This window comes from Pseudomonas sp. I8001 (assembly GCF_013385345.1).
Taxonomy (GTDB): domain Bacteria; phylum Pseudomonadota; class Gammaproteobacteria; order Pseudomonadales; family Pseudomonadaceae; genus Aquipseudomonas.
This window is the reverse complement of the sequence record NZ_JACAQC010000005.1, coordinates 331,435-349,239: the sequence shown is the minus strand read 5'-3', so window position 1 is coordinate 349,239 and position 17,805 is coordinate 331,435. Positions and strand designations below refer to the sequence as shown.

Here is a 17,805-nt window from a genome sequence, read left to right as displayed (position 1 = left end):
TCTTGTGGCGAGGGAGCTTGCTCCCGCCGGGCTGCGTAGCGGCTCCCAAAAAAGATAGGAGCGCTGCGCACTCCAGCGGGAGCAAGCTCCCTCGCCACAGGATAGCGTTGGTCGTGGGTTTTTTCAGACCTTGAACTTGCCCACCCACACCTGCAAATCCGCCCCCAGGCGCGCCAGTTCGACACTGGCCGCCGCAGTGTCCTGACTCGCGGCCCAGGTCTGTTCCGACACGTCCTTGACCTTCAGCACGCTGCGGTTGATCTCCTCGGCGACCGCGGTTTGTTCCTCGGCGGCAGCGGCAATCTGCGGGTTCATCTCCTGAATCACTGACACGGTACGGGTGATACCCGCCAGTGCGTCTCCTGCGCGACGGGTCAGTTGCACGCTGTTGTCGGTGAGGCTGCGACTGTTGTCCATGATGTCGGCCACCTGCTGCGTGCCCCGGTGCAGGCCGCTGATCAACTCCTCGATTTCCTCGGCCGACTGCTGGGTGCGTTGTGCCAGGCTGCGCACTTCATCGGCGACCACGGCAAACCCCCTGCCGGCTTCGCCTGCGCGAGCCGCCTCAATCGCGGCGTTGAGGGCCAGCAAGTTGGTCTGTTCCGATACCGACTTGATCACTTCCAGCACGCTGCCGATCTTCCGGCTTTCCTGTTGCAGGCCTTGCATGGCCTGGCTTGAACGAGCCATCTCCTGAGCCAGGTGCTCGATGTGGGTAATGGCCTCAGCCACCACCTGATCGCCCTGGCCCGCCTGCCGGTCGGCCTCGGCAGCAGCCAGCGACGCTTGCTCGGCATGGCGCGCAACTTCCTGGGAGGTGGCGAGCATCTCGTTCATGGCGGTGGCCACCTGTTCGGTTTCCTGCTTCTGGCCGTCGACCCCGTCGCGAGTTTGCTCGGTGACCGCCGAGAGTTGCTCGGCGGCGCTGGCGATCTGCTGGGCGCTGTCGCCGATGCCGCTGATCAAGCCCCGCAGGTTGAGGGTCATTTGCCCGATGCTGCGCTGCAACTGCCCCAGTTCATCCTGGCGCGAGGCCTGGATGTCGTGGCTCAGGTCACCTTCGGCAATCCGGTTGGCCACGGACAGGGCCTGGCGCAGCGGCGCGACGATCTGGCCGGCGATCAACCAGGCGGCCACGACGCCGAGCAACAGCGCCGCTGCAGTAACGTTGAGCAGCAGGGTGCGGGCGAGGCTGGCTTCGTTGTCACGCTTGGCGGTCTGGTCCTGGCTCAGCAGGTCGCTTTCCGTGAGCAATTGATCCAGCCACTGTTCAAGCTGGTTCTGGGTGGTTTCGGCGCTGAGTTGGGCGTCCTTGAGGCGTGTCAGGTGAGTCCGAAAATCGAGCAGGACTTTTTTCAGGGCGCTGGCGTCAACCGGCAGCGCGCCTACCGCCGCCTGGGCGCCATCCAGGGCCAGTAGCGCATCACCCACGCCCTTGGCATAGGCGTCCAATGACGCAGCGGCCCAGGCGGGGCTCTGGGCGCGGTCTTCGGCTTGTTCCAGGGCCTGGCGCAATTGTTCCACGGCATCGAGGGCCTTTTCATCGTCTTGATTGGGCAGGTTGCTCGACAGTTCAGAGAGGCTGTCACTGCTCTGGACTGAGCTGCGCTTGAGCTGTTCACGGGCGTTTTCACGTTGCTTGATCAGCCCCTCCAGGCCGCTTAAGGCGGTCTTGAAACTGGTGACGAAGCGTCGGCTTTCCTGCAGCTGTTGTTGGTTGACCGGGTCGGTGAATCGCGGGGAAAGATCCACCAGGAACTGGTCGATCTTGTCCATGTGCAGCTCTATTTTGGACAGGCTGGCCGGGTCGTTAAGGGTGCGATAGACGATGCGATCAGCGCGCAACTCTTCGCCGACGACTGCCAATTGCGAGAGCAGCGTGAGTTTTTGGGAGCGCTCGAGGGATGCGCTCAAGGCTTGCCAGCCGGTAGAGGCGATGATCAGGCTGAGGCTGAGCACCAGGCCAAAGCCCAGGGCAAGTTTGAGGCTGATGCTGATGTTTCCGAGCAGGCGGGTCAGTGGACGAAACATGGTGAACCTCCAACGAATCAAAAGGAGCGTCTCAAGCGTCCGGCCAACAATGGTCAGGGGAGTTGAAACGCTACTTTTATTCGGCGCCAGGTGTGTGATCCACGACCTGAAAAACGCGTAGGAAATTTCACATATTGTCGGAGCGACGGCCCTGATGGCCGCCGCAAGCGGGTCAGACCTTGAAGCGACCTACCAGGCTTTGCAGGTAAACCCCCAGGCGCGCCAGCTCGGCACTGGAAGCCGCGGTTTCTTCGCTGGCCGCCGAGGTTTGTTCGGAAACGTCCCGCACGTTGAGCACGCTGCGGTTGATCTCTTCGGCTACGGCGCTTTGCTGCTCGGCGGCGGTGGCGATCTGCTGGTTCATCGCCTGGATCGCCGAGACGGTACGGGTGATGTTCTCCAGGGCATTGCCGGCCCGACGGGTCAGCTCGACGCTGCTGTCGGTCAGGCCGCGACTGTTGTCCATGATGGTTGCCACCTGCTGGGTGCCGCTTTGCAGGCCGACGATCAACTCTTCGATTTCCTCGGTGGACTTCTGCGTCCGCTGGGCCAGGCTGCGCACTTCATCGGCAACCACCGCAAAACCGCGTCCGGCCTCACCGGCGCGCGCCGCTTCAATCGCTGCGTTAAGGGCCAGCAGGTTGGTTTGCTGGGCCACCGACTTGATGACGTCCAGCACACTGCCGATCTTGTCGCTCTCACGCTTGAGATGGCCCATGGCTTCGGTGGAGTTGCCCACCTCGCTGGCCAGGCGCTCGATCTGGGCGATGGCCTCACCAACCACCTTGTCGCCTTCACGGGCCTGTTGGTCGGCGGCTACGGCGGCCTCGGAAGCTTCCTCGGCGTTCCGTGCGACTTCCTGCACGGTAGCGGCCATTTCGTTCATGGCGGTGGCGACTTGGTCGGTCTCGACCTTCTGGCTGTTGACCCCGGCGCTGGTCTGCTCGGTAACGGCCGACAGTTGCTCGGCGGCGCTGGCAATCTGGGTGACGCCGTCGCTGATACCGCCGATCAGCTCCCGCAGGCCCACGGTCATGCTTTGCATGGAGCGTTGCAGTTGGCCCAGCTCATCGCGGCGTTCGGAGATCAGGTTGTGGCTGAGGTCGCCAGCCGCTACGCGCTCGGCGACTTTAAGGGTTTGGCTCAGCGGGATCACGATCTGGCGGGTGATGGCCCAGGCGGCGAGTACACCAAACGCCAGCGCGAGGGCGGTGGCCAGTAACAGCAGGTTCTTGGCGTGGGCGGCATCGGTATCGCGCACCACGGTTTGCGAGGTGGTGAGTTTGTCGCTGCGATCGAGCAGGATATCGCCCTGCTCGCCCATGATTTTCATCGCGGCGGCACTGGCCACCTGGGAGTCGCGGTACTGGCTCACGGCGGCGCGGTAGGCCTGCAGCGAGGCGCTGGCCTCTTGCAGGTTGGCCCGGTATTGCTCGGGCAACGGGTCGTTGAGGTCGGTGATTTTCTTCAGGGCGTTGTCGATGGCATCCAGGGCCGGTTGTTCGGCTTCGACCTTGCCGCTGTAGGTGTAGCCGCGCACCTGGAAGCGCGCTTGCTGGATCAGTTTGCTCAGGTCGACCACGCTGTTGAACAGGGTGACGCTGTCGCCTTGCAGCAGGGATTTTTCCACTTCGTTGATTTTTGCGACGGCGTTGTCGGCGGTATCGCCCAGTTTGCTGCGGGCGCCTTCACGCTTGAGGCCGGCCTGCACCATGGCGCCGAAGGCTTTTTTGTATTGGCCCAAGGCATCCTGTTGCTGCTCTACCACGAGCTTGTCGTCGGGTTGCTCGATCAGGTCTGCGGCGTTTTTCAGGCCACTGTCCAGCTGGGTGATCAGGTCGTTGACCGCGCTGGTGCCTTGTTCGCCACGGCGCATTTCGAAGTCCAGTCGCGCCAGGCGCAGGTCCTTGGTCAGCCCGTTGAGGCTGGAGATGTAGCCCAGCTTGTCGCCACGGCTGATCACGCCGCTGAGGCCGGTCCAGCCGGTGAAGGTGATCAATAGGGTCAAGACCAATACCAGGCCGAAGCCTATGCTCAGCTTGCGGTTGACGCTGACATTCCCCAGTTTCTCGGCTAACCAACGATACATGCTGCGAACTCCCCTGGAACAAGGCTTGGACTTATTCAGAGCGTATCGGCAGATTCGGATGTTTCTGTAGGAGCGAGCTTGCTCGCGAAGGTCGTCAACGATAACGCGGGCATTCTGAGTGAGCGCGATGTCCTTGAGTTTTTCGCGAGCAAGCTCGCTCCTACAGGAGAGGGCGGTGTTAGAAAAGGCGGGCGAGCAATGCGGTGACGGCGGTTTCGACTCTCAGGATGCGCGCGCCGAGTTGCACCGGCTGCAATCCGGCCTTGGCCAGCAGGTCCACCTCGTAGGGAATCCAGCCGCCTTCCGGCCCGATGGCCAGGGTGACCGGCTCATCCAGCCCGCGAGGGCAGGGCGGATAGTCGCCAGGGTGACCAATCAGGCCGAGGGTGCCTTGCGCCATGGCGGGCAGGCGGTCTTCGACGAATGGCTTGAAGCGCTTTTCGATCACGATCTCGGGCAGCACCGTGTCCCGGGCCTGTTCCAGGCCGAGGATCAATTGCTCGCGAATCGCTTCCGGCTCCAGGAACGGCGTCTGCCAGAAGCTCTTTTCCACGCGATAGCTGTTCACCAGCACCACCCGCGGCACGCCCATGGACGCCACGGTTTGCAGCACCCGGCGGAGCATTTTCGGACGGGGCAGGGCCAGCAGCAGGGTCAGGGGCAGTTTGGCCGGCGGCGGCTGGTCGAAGGTCACTTCCAGCTCGGCTTCCCGGGCTTCCAGGCGCAGCAACTGCGCGTTGCCCATCAAGCCGCCAATCCGTCCGACCCGCAGGCTGTCGCCTACGGCGGCACGGTGGACTTCCTGCATATGCACCAGGCGCCGATCACGCAGCACCACCCGGTCGGCCGCGATAAAGTCGGCCTCCTCAAGCAGCAGCAGGTTCACGGCTGGGTCGCTGGCGGCTGGTCGTCGTCGGCGGGTTGGTCATCGGGGTGATCGCCACGCTTGCTCACCAGGCTGCCAAACAGGATGCCAATCTCGAACAGCATCCACATCGGTACGGCCAGCAGGGTCTGGGAGAAGATGTCCGGCGGGGTCAGGATCATGCCGACCACGAAGCAGCCGATGATCACGTACGGGCGGATCTTCTTCAGGTATTTGACGTCGACCACGCCGATCCATACCAGCAGCACCACGGCCACCGGGATTTCGAAGGCTACGCCAAAGGCGAAGAACAGCGTCATCACGAAGTCGAGGTAGCTGGTGATGTCGGTCATCATTTCCACACCGGCCGGGGTGGCGGCGGCGAAGAACTTGAAGATCAGCGGGAACACCAGGAAGTAGGCAAAGGCCATCCCGGTATAGAACAGCAGGATGCTCGACACCAGCAGCGGCACGGCGATGCGTTTTTCATGCTTGTACAGGCCCGGCGCGATAAAGCCCCAGATCTGATGCAGGATCACCGGGATCGCCAGGAACAGCGAGACCATCATCGTCAGCTTCAACGGCGTGAGGAACGGCGATGACACGTCGGTGGCGATCATCGTCGCGCCGGCGGGCAGGTAATTGCGCAGCGGCGTGGAGACGAAGGTGTAGATCTGCTGGGTGAAGGCAAACAGCCCGGCAAAGATGATGAAGATCGCCGCGACACAGCGCAGCAGGCGGGTGCGCAACTCGGTGAGGTGCGAGACCAGTGGCATGTGCTGGTCGGTTTCCGGTTTATCAGCGCTCATGGGGCTCGCGGCGGCAATGTAGGGTCGTGGGGCGCGGGTGACACGGCAGGTGTCGGCGCGGGTTCGGTCGGGGTCACGGGCGCAGTGGGCGCAGGCTCGACGGCGTGCACGGGTTCAGCGACCGGTGCAGGCGCGGGTGCGGCGGGCGGAGCAATCGAATGCTCGGCCACAGGCTCGACCGGCTTGGGCGTTTCCTGCACCGGCGAGAGAATCTTCCGTGCCTCCTGCTCCAACGACAGAATGTGTTCGTTGTGCAGTTGCCGGCGAATCTCGTCGGCGCCGATTTCCCGTTCAACTTCCTGTTTGATCGCGTTGAAACTGCGTTTCAGGCGCCCGATCCACAGGCCGGCCGTGCGCGCGGCACCGGGCAGGCGTTCCGGCCCCAGTACCAGCAGGGCCACGAGGCCGACGAGCAGCAGTTCAGAGAAGCTGATACCAAACATTATTCAGTACTCACGAGTCTTTTTGGTTCTGCTCTTTGACGTGCTCGGCCTGCACGTCGAAGGTGCGACGTTCAGTGATCGGCTGAGTGGCCTGCGGATGTACAGGCTGCGCCGGTGGCACCGGATTGACGGCCGGGTCGGCAGGCTTTTCGTCGTCGTTCATGGCCTTGCGAAAGCCCTTGATCGATTCACCGACGTCGGTGCCGAGGTTTTTCAGTTTCTTGGTGCCGAACACCAGCACAACGACCACAAGAATGACGATCCAGTGTTTCCAGTCAAAAATGCCCATGCTGCAATTCCTCTGTAAAAGTTGGTCAGACGGACGGGCGCGAGGCCTTTTCGGCATGCCCGGACAAGCCGAAGCGACGGTCCAGTTCATCAAGCACTGCCTGTGGATGCTGCCCCAGTTGGGCGAGCATGACCAGACTGTGGAACCACAAGTCGGCAGTTTCGTAGATCACGTCGCTGCAGTCGCCGCTGATTTGCGCGTCCTTGGCCGCAATAATCGTCTCGACGGATTCTTCGCCGAGTTTTTCCAGGATCTTGTTCAGACCCTTGTGGTACAGGCTGGCGACGTAGGAGCTGTCGGCGTCCGCGCCTTTGCGGTCTTCCAGCACCTGGGCCACACGGTTGAGGGTATCGCTCATGTTCAGTGTCCTGCCGAATAGATAGCGTGCGGGTCTTTGAGCACGGGCTCGACGGTCTTCCACTCGCCGTTCTGGAACACGCGGTAGAAGCAGCTGTGACGGCCGGTGTGACAGGCGATATCGCCGATCTGCTCGACCTTGAGGATCACCACATCGGCATCGCAGTCGATGCGCATCTCATGCAGGGTTTGCACGTGCCCGGACTCTTCGCCCTTGCGCCACAGTTTGCCACGGGAACGTGACCAGTAGATGGCGCGGTTCTCGGCGGCGGTCAGGCTCAGGGCCTCGCGGTTCATCCAGGCCATCATCAGCACGCGCCCGGTCTTGTAGTCCTGGGCAATGGCCGGCACCAGGCCGTCACTGTCCCACTTGATCTCGTCCAGCCAGTCTTTCATTTTCGGCTCCGGCAATTTGCGACAGTGTATAACCGGATTGGCTATCGACGCACGATCAGATACACGCCCACCGCGACCATGATGCCGGCCGGCCAGTGGCCCAGTTCATTCAGCGGCCCGCCGGCGGCCAGTATCGTACCGCCCACCAGGTGCGCGGCGCCCAGCAGGCGCAGGAACCAGTCGTCCTTGCGCTTGTGCCACGGCGGTGCGGGGTCCTTGGCGTGGGGCTGGGACATGCGCTCCAGCAGGTCGCGGGTCATGTTGGCCAGGTGCGGCAGTTGCTCGACCTGGCTTTGCAGGTTGCCCAGCAGGGTTTTCGGGCTGATACGGTCCCGCATCCAGCGCTCGAGGAACGGCTGGGCGGTGTTCCACAGGTCGAGGTCCGGGTACAGCTGACGGCCCAGGCCTTCGATGTTCAGCAGGGTCTTTTGCAACAGTACCAACTGCGGCTGCACTTCCATATTGAAGCGCCGCGCCGTCTGGAACAGACGCATCAGCACCTGACCGAAGGAAATATCCTTTAACGGTTTTTCAAAGATCGGCTCGCACACAGTGCGGATCGCCGCTTCGAATTCGTTGAGCTTGGTTTCGGCCGGCACCCAGCCCGAATCGATGTGCAACTGCGCCACGCGGCGGTAGTCACGCTTGAAGAAAGCGAACAGGTTGCGCGCCAGGTAATCCTGGTCTTCCGGGGTCAGGCTGCCGACGATGCCGCAGTCGATCGCAATGTACTGCGGGCTCCACGGGTTCACGGTGCTGACGAAAATGTTGCCGGGGTGCATGTCGGCGTGGAAGAAGCTGTCGCGGAATACCTGGGTGAAGAAAATTTCCACGCCGCGCTCGGCAAGCATCTTCATGTCGGTGCGCTGGTCGGCCAGGGTCGCCAGGTCGGTGACCTGCACGCCGTAGATGCGCTCCATCACCAGCACTTTCGGGCGGCACCAGTCCCAATAGACTTGCGGCACGTACAGCAGCTGCGAGCCTTCGAAGTTGCGCTTGAGCTGGCTGGCGTTGGCCGCTTCGCGCAGCAGGTCGAGTTCGTCGTAGATGGTTTTTTCGTAGTCCAGCACCACGTCTACCGGGTGCAGCAGGCGTGCATCGGCAGAAAAGCGCTCGGCGGCGCGGGCAAGGATGAACAGCCACGCCAGGTCCTGGCCGATGATCGGCTTGAGGCCCGGGCGGATCACCTTCACCACCACTTCTTCGCCGCTTTTCAGTTGCGCGGCATGCACCTGGGCCACCGAGGCCGAGGCCAGCGGCGCGATGTCGAAGCGGCTGAAGACTTCGCTGATCTTCTTGCCCAGCTGTTCTTCAATCAGCGTGACTGCCAGTTGCGAGTCGAACGGCGGCACGCGGTCCTGCAACAGCATCAGCTCGTCGGCGATATCTTCGGGCAACAGGTCGCGGCGGGTGGAGAGGATCTGCCCGAACTTGATGAAGATCGGCCCCAGGTCCTGCAACGCCAGGCGCAGGCGCGCGCCACGGCTCAGCTCGAGGGTCTTGCGCGGGAACCAGCGCCACGGCAGCACATAGCGCACCGCCAGCAGGAACCACGGCAGCGGCAGGGCGAACAGCAGGTCATCGAGGCGGTAGCGGATTACGACGCGCTGGATACGAAACAAACGGCGGACGGCGAGCAGCTTCATGCGTTATCGCTTGAATCAAGGGAGCGGCTCAGGCGCTCGAAGCGCGCCTCAAGTCGTTCCAGGTCGAGTTTGGCCTGGTCGAGTTCGCGAAAGCGCGCTTCCGCTTCCCGTTGTCCGACCAGGGTGCGCGATTCTTCGCTCAGGTATTCGGCGAGGTTCTGGTTCAGGCTGGCGAAACCCTGCTGGTACCAGCGCGTACGGCTGCGCAGATGACCGCTGATCAGTTGGGTGGCCACGGGGCCGAGCCAACGTGACAGCTCGTATTCCCAGTCCAGTTCCAGGTCTTGCAGCACGGCGGCCAGGTCCATCAGCACCGCGCTGTCGCCTTCAAGTTCCACGTCCGGGCCGTGGAGGATCGCCGTCTTGTCCCGGCTCAGGGCCAGGCGCAGCAGGCTTGAGCCGGAAGCACGCAGGGTGCAGTCGGCGTCGGCGGCCCAGTGGGACGCCAGCAACAGGCCTTCATCGCTGGGCAGGATAAACAGCTGCAAGGCGGGGCTGGTGCAGTCGACGGCGATGATCCTGCCGTTCAGGTGCGCCAGCCGTGCCAGGGCGGTGCTGTCCAGGCGCAGTACACGGTTGAGGCCGTGTTCGACGCTGGCGAGAAGGCCTGCGAACAGCATCAGGGCTTGATGCCGCGGTGCAGGGCGACGATGCCCGAGGTCATGTTGTGGTAGGTCACGCGGTCGAAACCGGCCTCTACCATCATCGACTTCAGGGTTTCCTGGTTCGGGTGCATGCGGATCGATTCGGCCAGGTAGCGGTAGCTTTCGGCGTCATTGGTGATCAGCTTGCCCATCAACGGCATGAAGGCGAACGAGTAGGTGTCGTAGACCTTGGACATCAGTGCGTTGGTCGGCTTGGAGAACTCCAGCACCAGCAGGCGACCGCCGGGCTTGAGTACGCGCAGCATCGAGCGCAGTGCGTCTTCCTTGTGGGTCACGTTACGCAGGCCGAAGGCGATGGTCACGCAGTCGAAGTGGTTGTCCGGGAACGGCAGCTTTTCAGCGTCGGCCTGGACGAACTCGATATTGCCCGCCACACCTTTGTCCAGCAGGCGATCACGACCGACCTTGAGCATCGAGCCGTTGATGTCGGCCAGTACCACCTGCCCGGTGGGGCCCACCAGCTTGGAGAACTTGGCGGCCAGGTCGCCCGTGCCGCCTGCGATATCCAGCACACGGTTGCCGGTGCGTACACCCGACAACTCAATGGTGAAGCGCTTCCACAGACGGTGCATGCCGCCGGAGAGCACGTCGTTCATCAAGTCGTACTTGGCGGCGACCGAGTGGAACACCTCGGCGACTTTTTCCGCTTTCTGGCTTTCCGGGACGTTCTTGAAGCCGAAGTGAGTGGTGGGTTCGGCATCGCTGCCTTTGCGCTGATCAGTCATATCGCTGTCACCAAAAGAGAATGGGGGCATTCTAATCCCCAAGGCATGCTTTGTCTTGGCAAGGCTGAAGGTAAGATAGGTGGTCACCGAGACCTTTTGCCGCATGGCGGGTCGACAAGTCTCTATAACGAGGAGTCATTCAAATGGCCCGTATACAGGTTGAACGTGCCCACACACTGGGCAAAGACGCTGCCCGAGAAAAAGCCGACAAGTTGGCGAGCAAACTCAAGGAGCAATATGGCCTGGAGTCTTCGTGGGCCGGCGACACACTGAACCTCAAACGTTCGGGCGTTAAAGGCACCGTGAAAGTGGCGGAAGATTCCCTGCGGATTGAAGTCGAGCTGGGTCTGTTGATGTCGGCCATGAGTGGCACCATCAAGTCCGAAATCGAGAAGGCACTGGATAAAGCCCTGGCCTGATTTGCGACCTTCTTAGGGTGCCGATTCTAATTTTTCTGCCTACTTTGTGCCCAAGCCCCCAACTTCTGTGGGCAGTTCCTCCCCCCTTTATGCGTGAGGTGCACCATGGCCAAAGTTATTTTGAAGAAAAAAATTGCTACCGGAACTAACGCCCTGACTGACGTTAAATCCTATGCCCGCAAGATCTGGCTGGCCGGTTTGGGGGCTTACGCCAAGGTCGGAAGCGAGGGCGCCGAGTATTTCAAAGAGCTGGTTAAGACTGGTCAACATGTTGAAACTAAAGGCAAAAAAGTTGTGATTGAACAACTTGATGCAGCCAACAGTCAGATTGATCAAGTCAAGAGCGAAGTCTTCGGCGTCAAAGGTCGAGTCGAAGTGCAACTGGATAAAGTTGAAAGCGCTTTTGATAGTCGTGTTGGAAGTGCCTTGAATCGGATCGGCATTCCGTCTAAACATGACGTGGAGACACTCTCTGCTAAGCTCGATGAGCTGACGGCATTGCTCGAACGTGTCGCGCGTAAACACTAAGGAGACAACGGGATGGCTGGTAAAAAGACTACTGATAAAGAAGGCAGCTCGTGGATCGGGGAAGTTGAAAAATACTCCCGCAAGATCTGGCTGGCCGGTTTAGGCGTGTACTCGAAGGTGAGCAGTGACGGCGGTAAATACTTCGAGACTTTGGTTAAAGACGGCGAGAAGGCCGAGAAGTTGACCAAGAGCACAGTGGGTAAACAAGTCGATGCGGCAAAGGCTTCCGCCGGTTCTGCCAAATCACGTATCAGCGACAAGTGGGGCGAACTGGAAGGGGCTTTTGACAAGCGCCTGAACAGTGCCATTTCGCGACTCGGCGTACCTAGCCGTACTGAAGTGAAAGCGCTGCACAGCAAGGTCGATACCTTGACCAGGCAAATCGAAAAACTCACCGGCCTTAAAGCTGCGCCAGTTGCGGCTAAAACTGCAGCGGCTAAACCGGCTGCCAAGCCTGCGGCGAAAACTGCAGCGGCCAAGCCTGCTGCTAAAACCGCCGCTAAACCGCTGGTCAAGGCCGCCGCCAAACCGGCAGCCAAGCCAGCCGCCAAGGCGCCGGCCAAAGCTGCTGCAAAACCGGCTGCCAAGCCTGCGGCGAAAACCGCAGCGGCTAAACCGGCCGCCAAGCCTGCCGCTAAACCAGTGGCCGCTAAAGCAGCTGCAAAACCTGCGGCGAAACCTGCAGCCAAGCCGGCAGCAAAAGCAGCAGCCAAGCCAGCGGTGAAAACCGCCGCCGCCAAACCTGCTGCAGCGAAGCCTGCTGCCAAGCCAGCCGCTGCGAAACCTGCAGCCAAGCCGGTTGCTGCCAAACCCGCCGCCAAGCCTGCGGCTGCAAAACCTGCAGCGGCCAAGCCAGCTGCAAAACCGGCTGCGGCGAAGAAGCCTGCCGTAGCCAAAAAGCCAGCAGCGCCGAAGCCAGCGGTAGCGGCCAAGCCTGCAACTGCAGCGCCGGCGACCAACTCGGTCACGCCACCGACGCCTGCTGCTACCCCGACTGCAACGCCGGCAAGCCCGACGCCTACCAGTCAGTCCTGATTTTTACGGGACACATAAAAACGCCCGGCCTGCGAAGGTCGGGCGTTTTTTATGGAATCTACAGAACAACACAAATCCAATGTGGGAGCGGGCTTGCTCGCGAAAGCGGTGGATCAGTCACACACGTGCTGACTGACACTCCGCTTTCGCGAGCAAGCCCGCTCCCACATTTTAGTCCGCGTCGTCCAGGTAGCGCAGCGCCAACCTCTCTGTCGCCAGCCTCGCCGGCATCAGCAGATGCGGGGCCACCAGCATCATGATCTGGTACACCACCACCCGCACCTCACCTTCTCGGTCGAGAATCCGCTGGTAGTCCAGGGAAAACAGCAAGGTCATGGTGATCTGTTCCACCAACTGCCCCAGCGCCTGGGTTTCACTGACCAGTTGCCCATCCGTCTTGAGGCGGGCCAGCAACGAGGCCAGCGTGCGCTTGAGCGCCGTCAGCAGGTTGCGGATGCCCTTGGCCAGTTTCGGCAAGCGGCCCGCCAGGTTCGACAGGTCCTGGAACAGAAACCGATAGTGCGCCATGCGCTCCACGATCAGGTGCAGGAACAGCCAGTAATCCTCGGCCGCCAGTTGTGCGTCTTCCGGCGGATCGAGCAACGGCGCCAATTCGTTTTGAAAGCGCTCGAACAGCCCGAGCACCAACGGTTCCTTGCCATGGAAGTGGTAATAGAGATTGCCGGGGCTGATCCCCATTTCATTGGCCACCTCCATGGTCGACACGTTCGGCTCGCCCTTGTGGTTGAACAACTGCAAGGCACATTCAAGGATACGGTCGCGGGTCTTCATCCAGTCTTCTTAAAGTCGTCGTGGGGCTCAGCGGACTCGCACATAGGTGCCCGGCGCCGCTTCCATCGGTGGGTAATTCTGGTTGCCCAGGGCGGTCAGGGTTTCGCGCTGCACACCGGAGCGCTGCTGGATCCACGCCAGCCAGTTGGGCCACCAGCTGCCCTCGACATGATTGGCGTCGTAGTACCAGGCGCGCGGGTCGCTGCTCAGCTTGAGGTTCTCGACGTAGTTGGCCTTGGGGTTGCCCGGCGGGTTGAGGATGCTCTGGACATGCCCGCTGTTGGACAGAATGAAGCGCTTGTCGCCGCCCAGCAGCTGGGTGGAGCGGTACACCGCGTCCCACGGCGTGATGTGGTCGTTGATGCCGCCCACGCTGAAACTGTCCACCGTGACTTTCTGTAAGTCGACGGGCGTGCCGCACACCTCCAGGCCGCCGGGGTGGCTCAGCGGGTTGTGCTTGAAGAAGTCCAGCAAGTCGCCGTGCAGCGCGGCGGGCAGGCGGGTGTTGTCGTTGTTCCAGTACAGGATGTCGAAGGCCGGCGGTTCCTTGCCCAGCAGGTAATTGTTGATCCAGTAGTTCCAGATCAGGTCGTTGGGACGCATCCAGGCGAATACCTTGGCCATGTCCCGGCCGTCGAGTACGCCTTGCTGGTAAGAGCGGCGCTTGGCGGCTTCCAGCGTCTGTTCGTCGGCGAACAGGGTGGCGGGGCTGTCGATCTGGCTGTCCAGCAGGCTCACCAGGTAGCTGGCGCTGGAGATGCGGCGCAGCTGGCGCTTGGCCTGCAGATGGCCTTGCAGCGCGGCGATGGTCAGGCCACCGGCGCAGGCGCCCATCAGGTTGACCTCGCGGGCGCCGGTGATTGCGCGGGTTACGTTCAGCGCTTCTTCCAAAGCCGCGACGTAGGTGGACAAGCCCCATTCGCGGTGGCGTACATCCGGGTTGCGCCAGCTGACCATAAACACTTGCAGGCCATTTTTCAGGGCGAACTGGACGAAACTGTTGTTCGGACTCAGGTCGAAAATGTAGTACTTGTTGATTTGCGGCGGCACCACCAGCAGCGGCTTGGCGTACTGTTTTTCGCTCATGGGCTTGTACTGGATCAGCTCCAGCAGTTCATTGCGAAACACCACCGAACCGGGTGTGGTGGCCACCGTCTTGCCGACTTCAAAGGCCTGCTTGGTGACCTGGCGCGGCAAGCCGTTGTTGTGCAGCAGGTCGTCGAACAGGTTGCTGACGCCACGCACCACGCTGTTGCCGCCGGAGTTGAGCAGCTCCTTGATCGCCAGCGGGTTGAGCAGGGTGTTGGATGGCGACACCGCATCGTTGAGCAGGGCAAAGGCAAAGTGCGCCCGCGCCCGGTCGTCGGCGCTGAGGTTGCTGTCGTCGATCCAGTGGCGGGTCTGTTTTTGCCAGCTCAGGTAGGCTTGCAGGCTGCGCCGATAAAACGGGTTGAGCTGCCAGGTCGGGTCGGCGAAGCGGCTGTCCTTCGGGTTCGGCTCGTGCACCGTTTCCCCGAGCAGCACGCGGCCCAATTGCCCGCCCAACTTCAGGGCGTGGCGGGCGGTGTGCACCGGGTTGCGCAAGCCGTGTGCGGCGACGCTGCGCAGGGTCGAGAGCAAGTCCCGGCCGCGCAGGCCGGTGATCGCACTTTCAATATTGATGAACGCGGCGGGTGTGGGCACCGGGTTCGATACGGGTCTTTCTCGCATGCGCCAACACTCCTTCGTCAAGCCATCAACAAGCACGCCAATTCAGAACCATAGTCGGTTCTGGCCAAGTTGCGCGGCGCGGTCGTCCTGACCGCCGCCGGCTAAAGTGCGGGTTGCGGGTGAATCACCGCCCTCAGGCGTTCTTCCTGGAGAAACTTCATGATGATCGGCGCCACGGCCTCGGCCCGGGTAATCAGGAACAGATGGCCGTCGTCGATGATGTGCAGTTGGGCGTTGGGAATGCGCCAGGCCAGCATGCGCATGTTGATCAGCGGGATCAGCGGGTCGTCGTCGCCGGCCAGCACCAGGGTCGGCTGCTTGATCTTGTGCAGCCAGTGGATGCTGGTCCAGCCAAGCCCGGCGAACAGTTGCCAGTAGTAACCCAGCTTGCCCGCCGAACGCACTTTGCTCGCGTGTTCGGCGGCCAGTTTCGAATCCCGACGGAAGGAGCCGCCGTAGATCATCGGTGCAATGCGCACCACGTGGGACGGTTGGATATAACGCCGGGGGCTGGCCATCAGCCACAAGACTTTCGGCTTGCCCGGCACCATGAAGGCACCGGCGGCGGTGGCGGCCAGAATCAGCTTCTTGCAGCGTTCCGGATAGTCATAGGCGAACTGCTGCGCCAGCGCGCCGCCCCAGGAAACGCCCACCGCGTTGACCTGGCCATAGTCCAGGTAATCGAGCATGCGCGCGGTGAGTTTGGCCAGGCCGGGAAAGCGATAAGGCCGGCTGGGGGTCGACGAGCCGCCGACGCCTGGCACATCAAAGGCAATCACTTCCAGGTCCGGGTCCAGGGCCTGGACGAACGGAAACACCAGCTCAAGGTTGGCGCCGATGCCGTTGAAAATCAGCAGCGGCGTCAAGTGAGGCTTGCCCGGGCGTACCGCCGTGCGGATGGCTTGGCCATCCAGGTCGATGGTACGGAAGATGAACGGTTGCGGCATGGGCTTACCCTGCAAAATGGCGCTATTTCCCTGCGGGAACACAGTCAATGTGGGAGCTGGCTTGCCTGCGATGCAGACGCTACGGTGTATCAGGCACACCGAGTTGATGCCATCGCAGGCAAGCCAGCTCCCACATTTGATCCCATTCCCGCCTACCTTTCGTGAACGTATGTGCCCGGCGCCGCTTCCGCCGCTGCATAAGTCTTGTTGCCCAGGTTCGCAGGCGCCTTCTTCAACTTGCCCGACCGCTCCGCCTGCCACGCCTGCCAATGCAACCACCACGAATCGGTGTGCTTGGTGGCGTTCTCCTGCCAGTCCAGGGCCTTGCCCGGCATCGTATCGCTGGTCTGGTAACGCGATTTGGGATTGCCCGGCGGGTTCAGAATGCTCTGGATATGCCCGCTGCTGGACAGCACAAACTCCACCTTGCCGCCAAACAGCTGCGCCGACTTGTAGCAGGACTGCCACGGTGTGATGTGGTCGTTGGTGCCGGCCAAAGAATAAATATCGGCAGTGACCTGCTTCAGGTCGATCGGCGTGCCGCACACTTCCAGGGCATTGGCGCGCACCAAGGGATTGTTCTTGAACAGTTCGATCAGGTCGCCATGGAACGCGGCCGGCAAGCGGGTGGTGTCGTTGTTCCAGAACAGGATGTCGAACACCGGTGGCTCGTTGCCCAGCAGGTAGTTGTTGACCCAGTAGTTCCAGATCAGGTCATTGGGGCGCATCCAGGCAAACACCTTGGCCATGTCGCGGCCTTCCAGCACACCGGCCTGGTAGGAATGGCGCTTGGCCGCTTCCAGGGTCTGTTCGTCGACGAACAACGCCACCTGGGTGTCCAGGGTGGTGTCCAGCACGCTCACCAGCAGGGTCAGGGCGTTGACCTTCTTCTCGCCCAGCGCCGCGTAGTGGCCCAGCAGGGCGGTGCAGGTGATGCCGCCGGAGCAGGCGCCGAGCATGTTGATGTCTTTGCTGCCGGTGATCGCGCTCACCACATCGACCGCTTCTTTCAGCGCCTCGATGTAGGTCGACAGGCCCCACTCGCGCTGGGCCTTGGTCGGGTTGCGCCAACTGACGATAAACGTCTGCTGGTTATTGCGCAGGCAGAAGCGCGCCAGGCTCTTGTCCGGGCTCAGGTCGAATACATAGAACTTGTTGATCTGCGGCGGCACTACCAGCAGCGGACGTTCGTGCACCTGCTCGGTGATCGGCCGGTACTGGATCAGCTCCAGCACATCGTTGCGAAACACCACGGCGCCTTCGGTGGTGCCCAGGCTCTTGCCCACTTCAAAGGCGCCCATGTTGACCTGGCTCGGCATACCGCCGTTGTGCACCATGTCCTTGGCCAGGTGGGACAGGCCATCCAGCAGGCTCTTGCCGCCGGTTTCAAAGAAGCGTTTGACCGCCGCCGGGTTGGCTGCGCTGTTGGTGGGCGCCATGGCTTCGGTCATCAGGTTGATGACGAAGTGGCCGCGGCTGATGTCGTGTTCCGACAGGTTGCTGTCACCGATCCAGTCGTGCAGCTCCTTGCGCCACGCCAGGTAGGTTTGCAGGTAACGTTTGTAGAGCGGGTTCTGGGTCCACGCCGGGTCGTTGAAACGACGGTCGTCGGCCTCGGGTGTCAGCTGTGATTTGCCGAACACCACGTTCTTCAATTCGACGCCGAAATGGGCGACATGCTTGACGCTGTGCAACGGTTGTTTGATGGCCTGGGTCAGCACCATCCGAGCGGATGCCAGTAAATCCTTTTTCCGTAACGCGATGATCGGGTTCAGCCCCAGGGTGTTTTCCGAGGCCTGGCGTTTCAAGTCATCGTTGTTCTTGTTACTCATCTACGACGCTCCATTGTCCGACAGACGAGTACCGGGTACCGCTGTGTACCACTACTTGCCACACAGCACAGCCTGGTACTACTGCTCGGGTGACCGTTAATACCGCATCGTCAAATGCAGGGAACTTGCCAGTTCCATTGGTTACCCGAGTTTAATTTTTTTCGCAAGCGGGCCAATCGTTGGCCACGACAGAGGGGCATTCAAGCAGATGGAATTAGAAAATGCCC

At 61.6% G+C, this 17,805-nt stretch carries 18 protein-coding genes and 1 pseudogene; 3 read left to right on the top strand and 16 right to left on the bottom strand.

All coding sequences use genetic code 11. The annotated features are described in order from the left end of the window. Positions 1-123: 123 nt before the first annotated feature. From HX839_RS03350 to ubiE, 12 genes and pseudogenes are all read right to left on the bottom strand, one after another. Positions 124-2,031 (bottom strand): methyl-accepting chemotaxis protein, encoded by a 1,908-nt coding sequence (locus HX839_RS03350; RefSeq protein ID WP_177022528.1) that lies wholly within the window; start codon positions 2,029-2,031, stop codon positions 124-126. A 172-nt stretch (positions 2,032-2,203) separates the two neighbouring features. Continuing rightward, the gene (locus tag HX839_RS31800) at positions 2,204-2,908 is read right to left on the bottom strand and encodes a methyl-accepting chemotaxis protein (RefSeq protein ID WP_275753165.1); all 705 of its coding nucleotides are present in this window, start codon (positions 2,906-2,908) and stop codon (positions 2,204-2,206) included. Between the two features lie 201 nt (positions 2,909-3,109). Beyond that, a pseudogene (locus tag HX839_RS31795) lies at positions 3,110-4,120 on the bottom strand (methyl-accepting chemotaxis protein); the annotation flags it as partial. Positions 4,121-4,298: 178 nt separating this feature from the next. Then, positions 4,299-5,006: a 16S rRNA (uracil(1498)-N(3))-methyltransferase gene (locus HX839_RS03340; protein ID WP_003209293.1), complete on the bottom strand. Its 708-nt coding sequence runs from the start codon at positions 5,004-5,006 to the stop codon at positions 4,299-4,301. Next, complete coding sequence (gene tatC / locus HX839_RS03335) at positions 5,003-5,794, bottom strand: twin-arginine translocase subunit TatC (RefSeq protein ID WP_003209295.1); 792 nt, start codon at positions 5,792-5,794, stop codon at positions 5,003-5,005. Before tatC ends, HX839_RS03340 begins: the two co-directional genes overlap by 4 nt. Further along, the gene (gene tatB, locus HX839_RS03330; RefSeq protein ID WP_003209296.1) at positions 5,791-6,237 is read right to left on the bottom strand and encodes a Sec-independent protein translocase protein TatB; all 447 of its coding nucleotides are present in this window, start codon (positions 6,235-6,237) and stop codon (positions 5,791-5,793) included. Before tatB ends, tatC begins: the two co-directional genes overlap by 4 nt. Before the next feature lie 10 nt (positions 6,238-6,247). Further along, positions 6,248-6,526 carry a twin-arginine translocase TatA/TatE family subunit gene (locus HX839_RS03325; RefSeq protein ID WP_003209298.1) on the bottom strand — a complete coding sequence of 93 codons (279 nt, stop codon included), beginning with the start codon at positions 6,524-6,526 and terminating at the stop codon, positions 6,248-6,250. Positions 6,527-6,551: 25 nt separating this feature from the next. After that, positions 6,552-6,884: a phosphoribosyl-ATP diphosphatase gene (locus tag HX839_RS03320; RefSeq protein ID WP_008439273.1), complete on the bottom strand. Its 333-nt coding sequence runs from the start codon at positions 6,882-6,884 to the stop codon at positions 6,552-6,554. 2 nt (positions 6,885-6,886) lie between these two features. Beyond that, complete coding sequence (gene hisI / locus HX839_RS03315; protein ID WP_003209300.1) at positions 6,887-7,279, bottom strand: phosphoribosyl-AMP cyclohydrolase; 393 nt, start codon at positions 7,277-7,279, stop codon at positions 6,887-6,889. 41 nt (positions 7,280-7,320) lie between these two features. Further along, complete coding sequence (gene ubiB / locus HX839_RS03310) at positions 7,321-8,925, bottom strand: ubiquinone biosynthesis regulatory protein kinase UbiB (protein ID WP_003209302.1); 1,605 nt, start codon at positions 8,923-8,925, stop codon at positions 7,321-7,323. Then, positions 8,922-9,545 carry an SCP2 domain-containing protein gene (locus tag HX839_RS03305; protein ID WP_003209304.1) on the bottom strand — a complete coding sequence of 208 codons (624 nt, stop codon included), beginning with the start codon at positions 9,543-9,545 and terminating at the stop codon, positions 8,922-8,924. The genes ubiB and HX839_RS03305 overlap by 4 nt, the downstream gene beginning before the upstream one ends. Beyond that, positions 9,545-10,315 carry a bifunctional demethylmenaquinone methyltransferase/2-methoxy-6-polyprenyl-1,4-benzoquinol methylase UbiE gene (gene ubiE, locus HX839_RS03300; RefSeq protein WP_003209306.1) on the bottom strand — a complete coding sequence of 257 codons (771 nt, stop codon included), beginning with the start codon at positions 10,313-10,315 and terminating at the stop codon, positions 9,545-9,547. Before ubiE ends, HX839_RS03305 begins: the two co-directional genes overlap by 1 nt. A 143-nt stretch (positions 10,316-10,458) precedes the next feature. Here ubiE and HX839_RS03295 point away from each other — a divergent pair, with 143 nt between their 5' ends. The 3 genes from HX839_RS03295 (at position 10,459) to HX839_RS03285 (ending at position 12,297) form a co-directional block, all read left to right on the top strand. Continuing rightward, positions 10,459-10,734 (top strand): polyhydroxyalkanoic acid system family protein, encoded by a 276-nt coding sequence (locus HX839_RS03295; protein ID WP_008439272.1) that lies wholly within the window; start codon positions 10,459-10,461, stop codon positions 10,732-10,734. 105 nt (positions 10,735-10,839) lie between these two features. Beyond that, complete coding sequence (locus tag HX839_RS03290) at positions 10,840-11,262, top strand: phasin family protein (protein ID WP_134325603.1); 423 nt, start codon at positions 10,840-10,842, stop codon at positions 11,260-11,262. A 12-nt stretch (positions 11,263-11,274) separates the two neighbouring features. Continuing rightward, a complete protein-coding gene (locus tag HX839_RS03285) occupies positions 11,275-12,297 on the top strand; it encodes a phasin family protein (protein WP_177008289.1) in 1,023 nt (340 codons plus the stop codon). Between the two features lie 171 nt (positions 12,298-12,468). On the opposite strand, the gene HX839_RS03280 is transcribed toward HX839_RS03285, so the two are convergent. From HX839_RS03280 to phaC (HX839_RS03265), 4 genes are all read right to left on the bottom strand, one after another. After that, positions 12,469-13,089 carry a TetR/AcrR family transcriptional regulator gene (locus HX839_RS03280; RefSeq protein WP_003209312.1) on the bottom strand — a complete coding sequence of 207 codons (621 nt, stop codon included), beginning with the start codon at positions 13,087-13,089 and terminating at the stop codon, positions 12,469-12,471. 27 nt (positions 13,090-13,116) lie between these two features. Continuing rightward, positions 13,117-14,799 (bottom strand): class II poly(R)-hydroxyalkanoic acid synthase, encoded by a 1,683-nt coding sequence (phaC, locus tag HX839_RS03275; RefSeq protein ID WP_003209314.1) that lies wholly within the window; start codon positions 14,797-14,799, stop codon positions 13,117-13,119. 101 nt (positions 14,800-14,900) lie between these two features. Further along, positions 14,901-15,746: a poly(3-hydroxyalkanoate) depolymerase gene (phaZ, locus tag HX839_RS03270; RefSeq protein WP_003209316.1), complete on the bottom strand. Its 846-nt coding sequence runs from the start codon at positions 15,744-15,746 to the stop codon at positions 14,901-14,903. Between the two features lie 152 nt (positions 15,747-15,898). Then, the gene (phaC, locus tag HX839_RS03265; protein WP_003209318.1) at positions 15,899-17,578 is read right to left on the bottom strand and encodes a class II poly(R)-hydroxyalkanoic acid synthase; all 1,680 of its coding nucleotides are present in this window, start codon (positions 17,576-17,578) and stop codon (positions 15,899-15,901) included. Between the last annotated feature and the right edge of the window lie 227 nt (positions 17,579-17,805).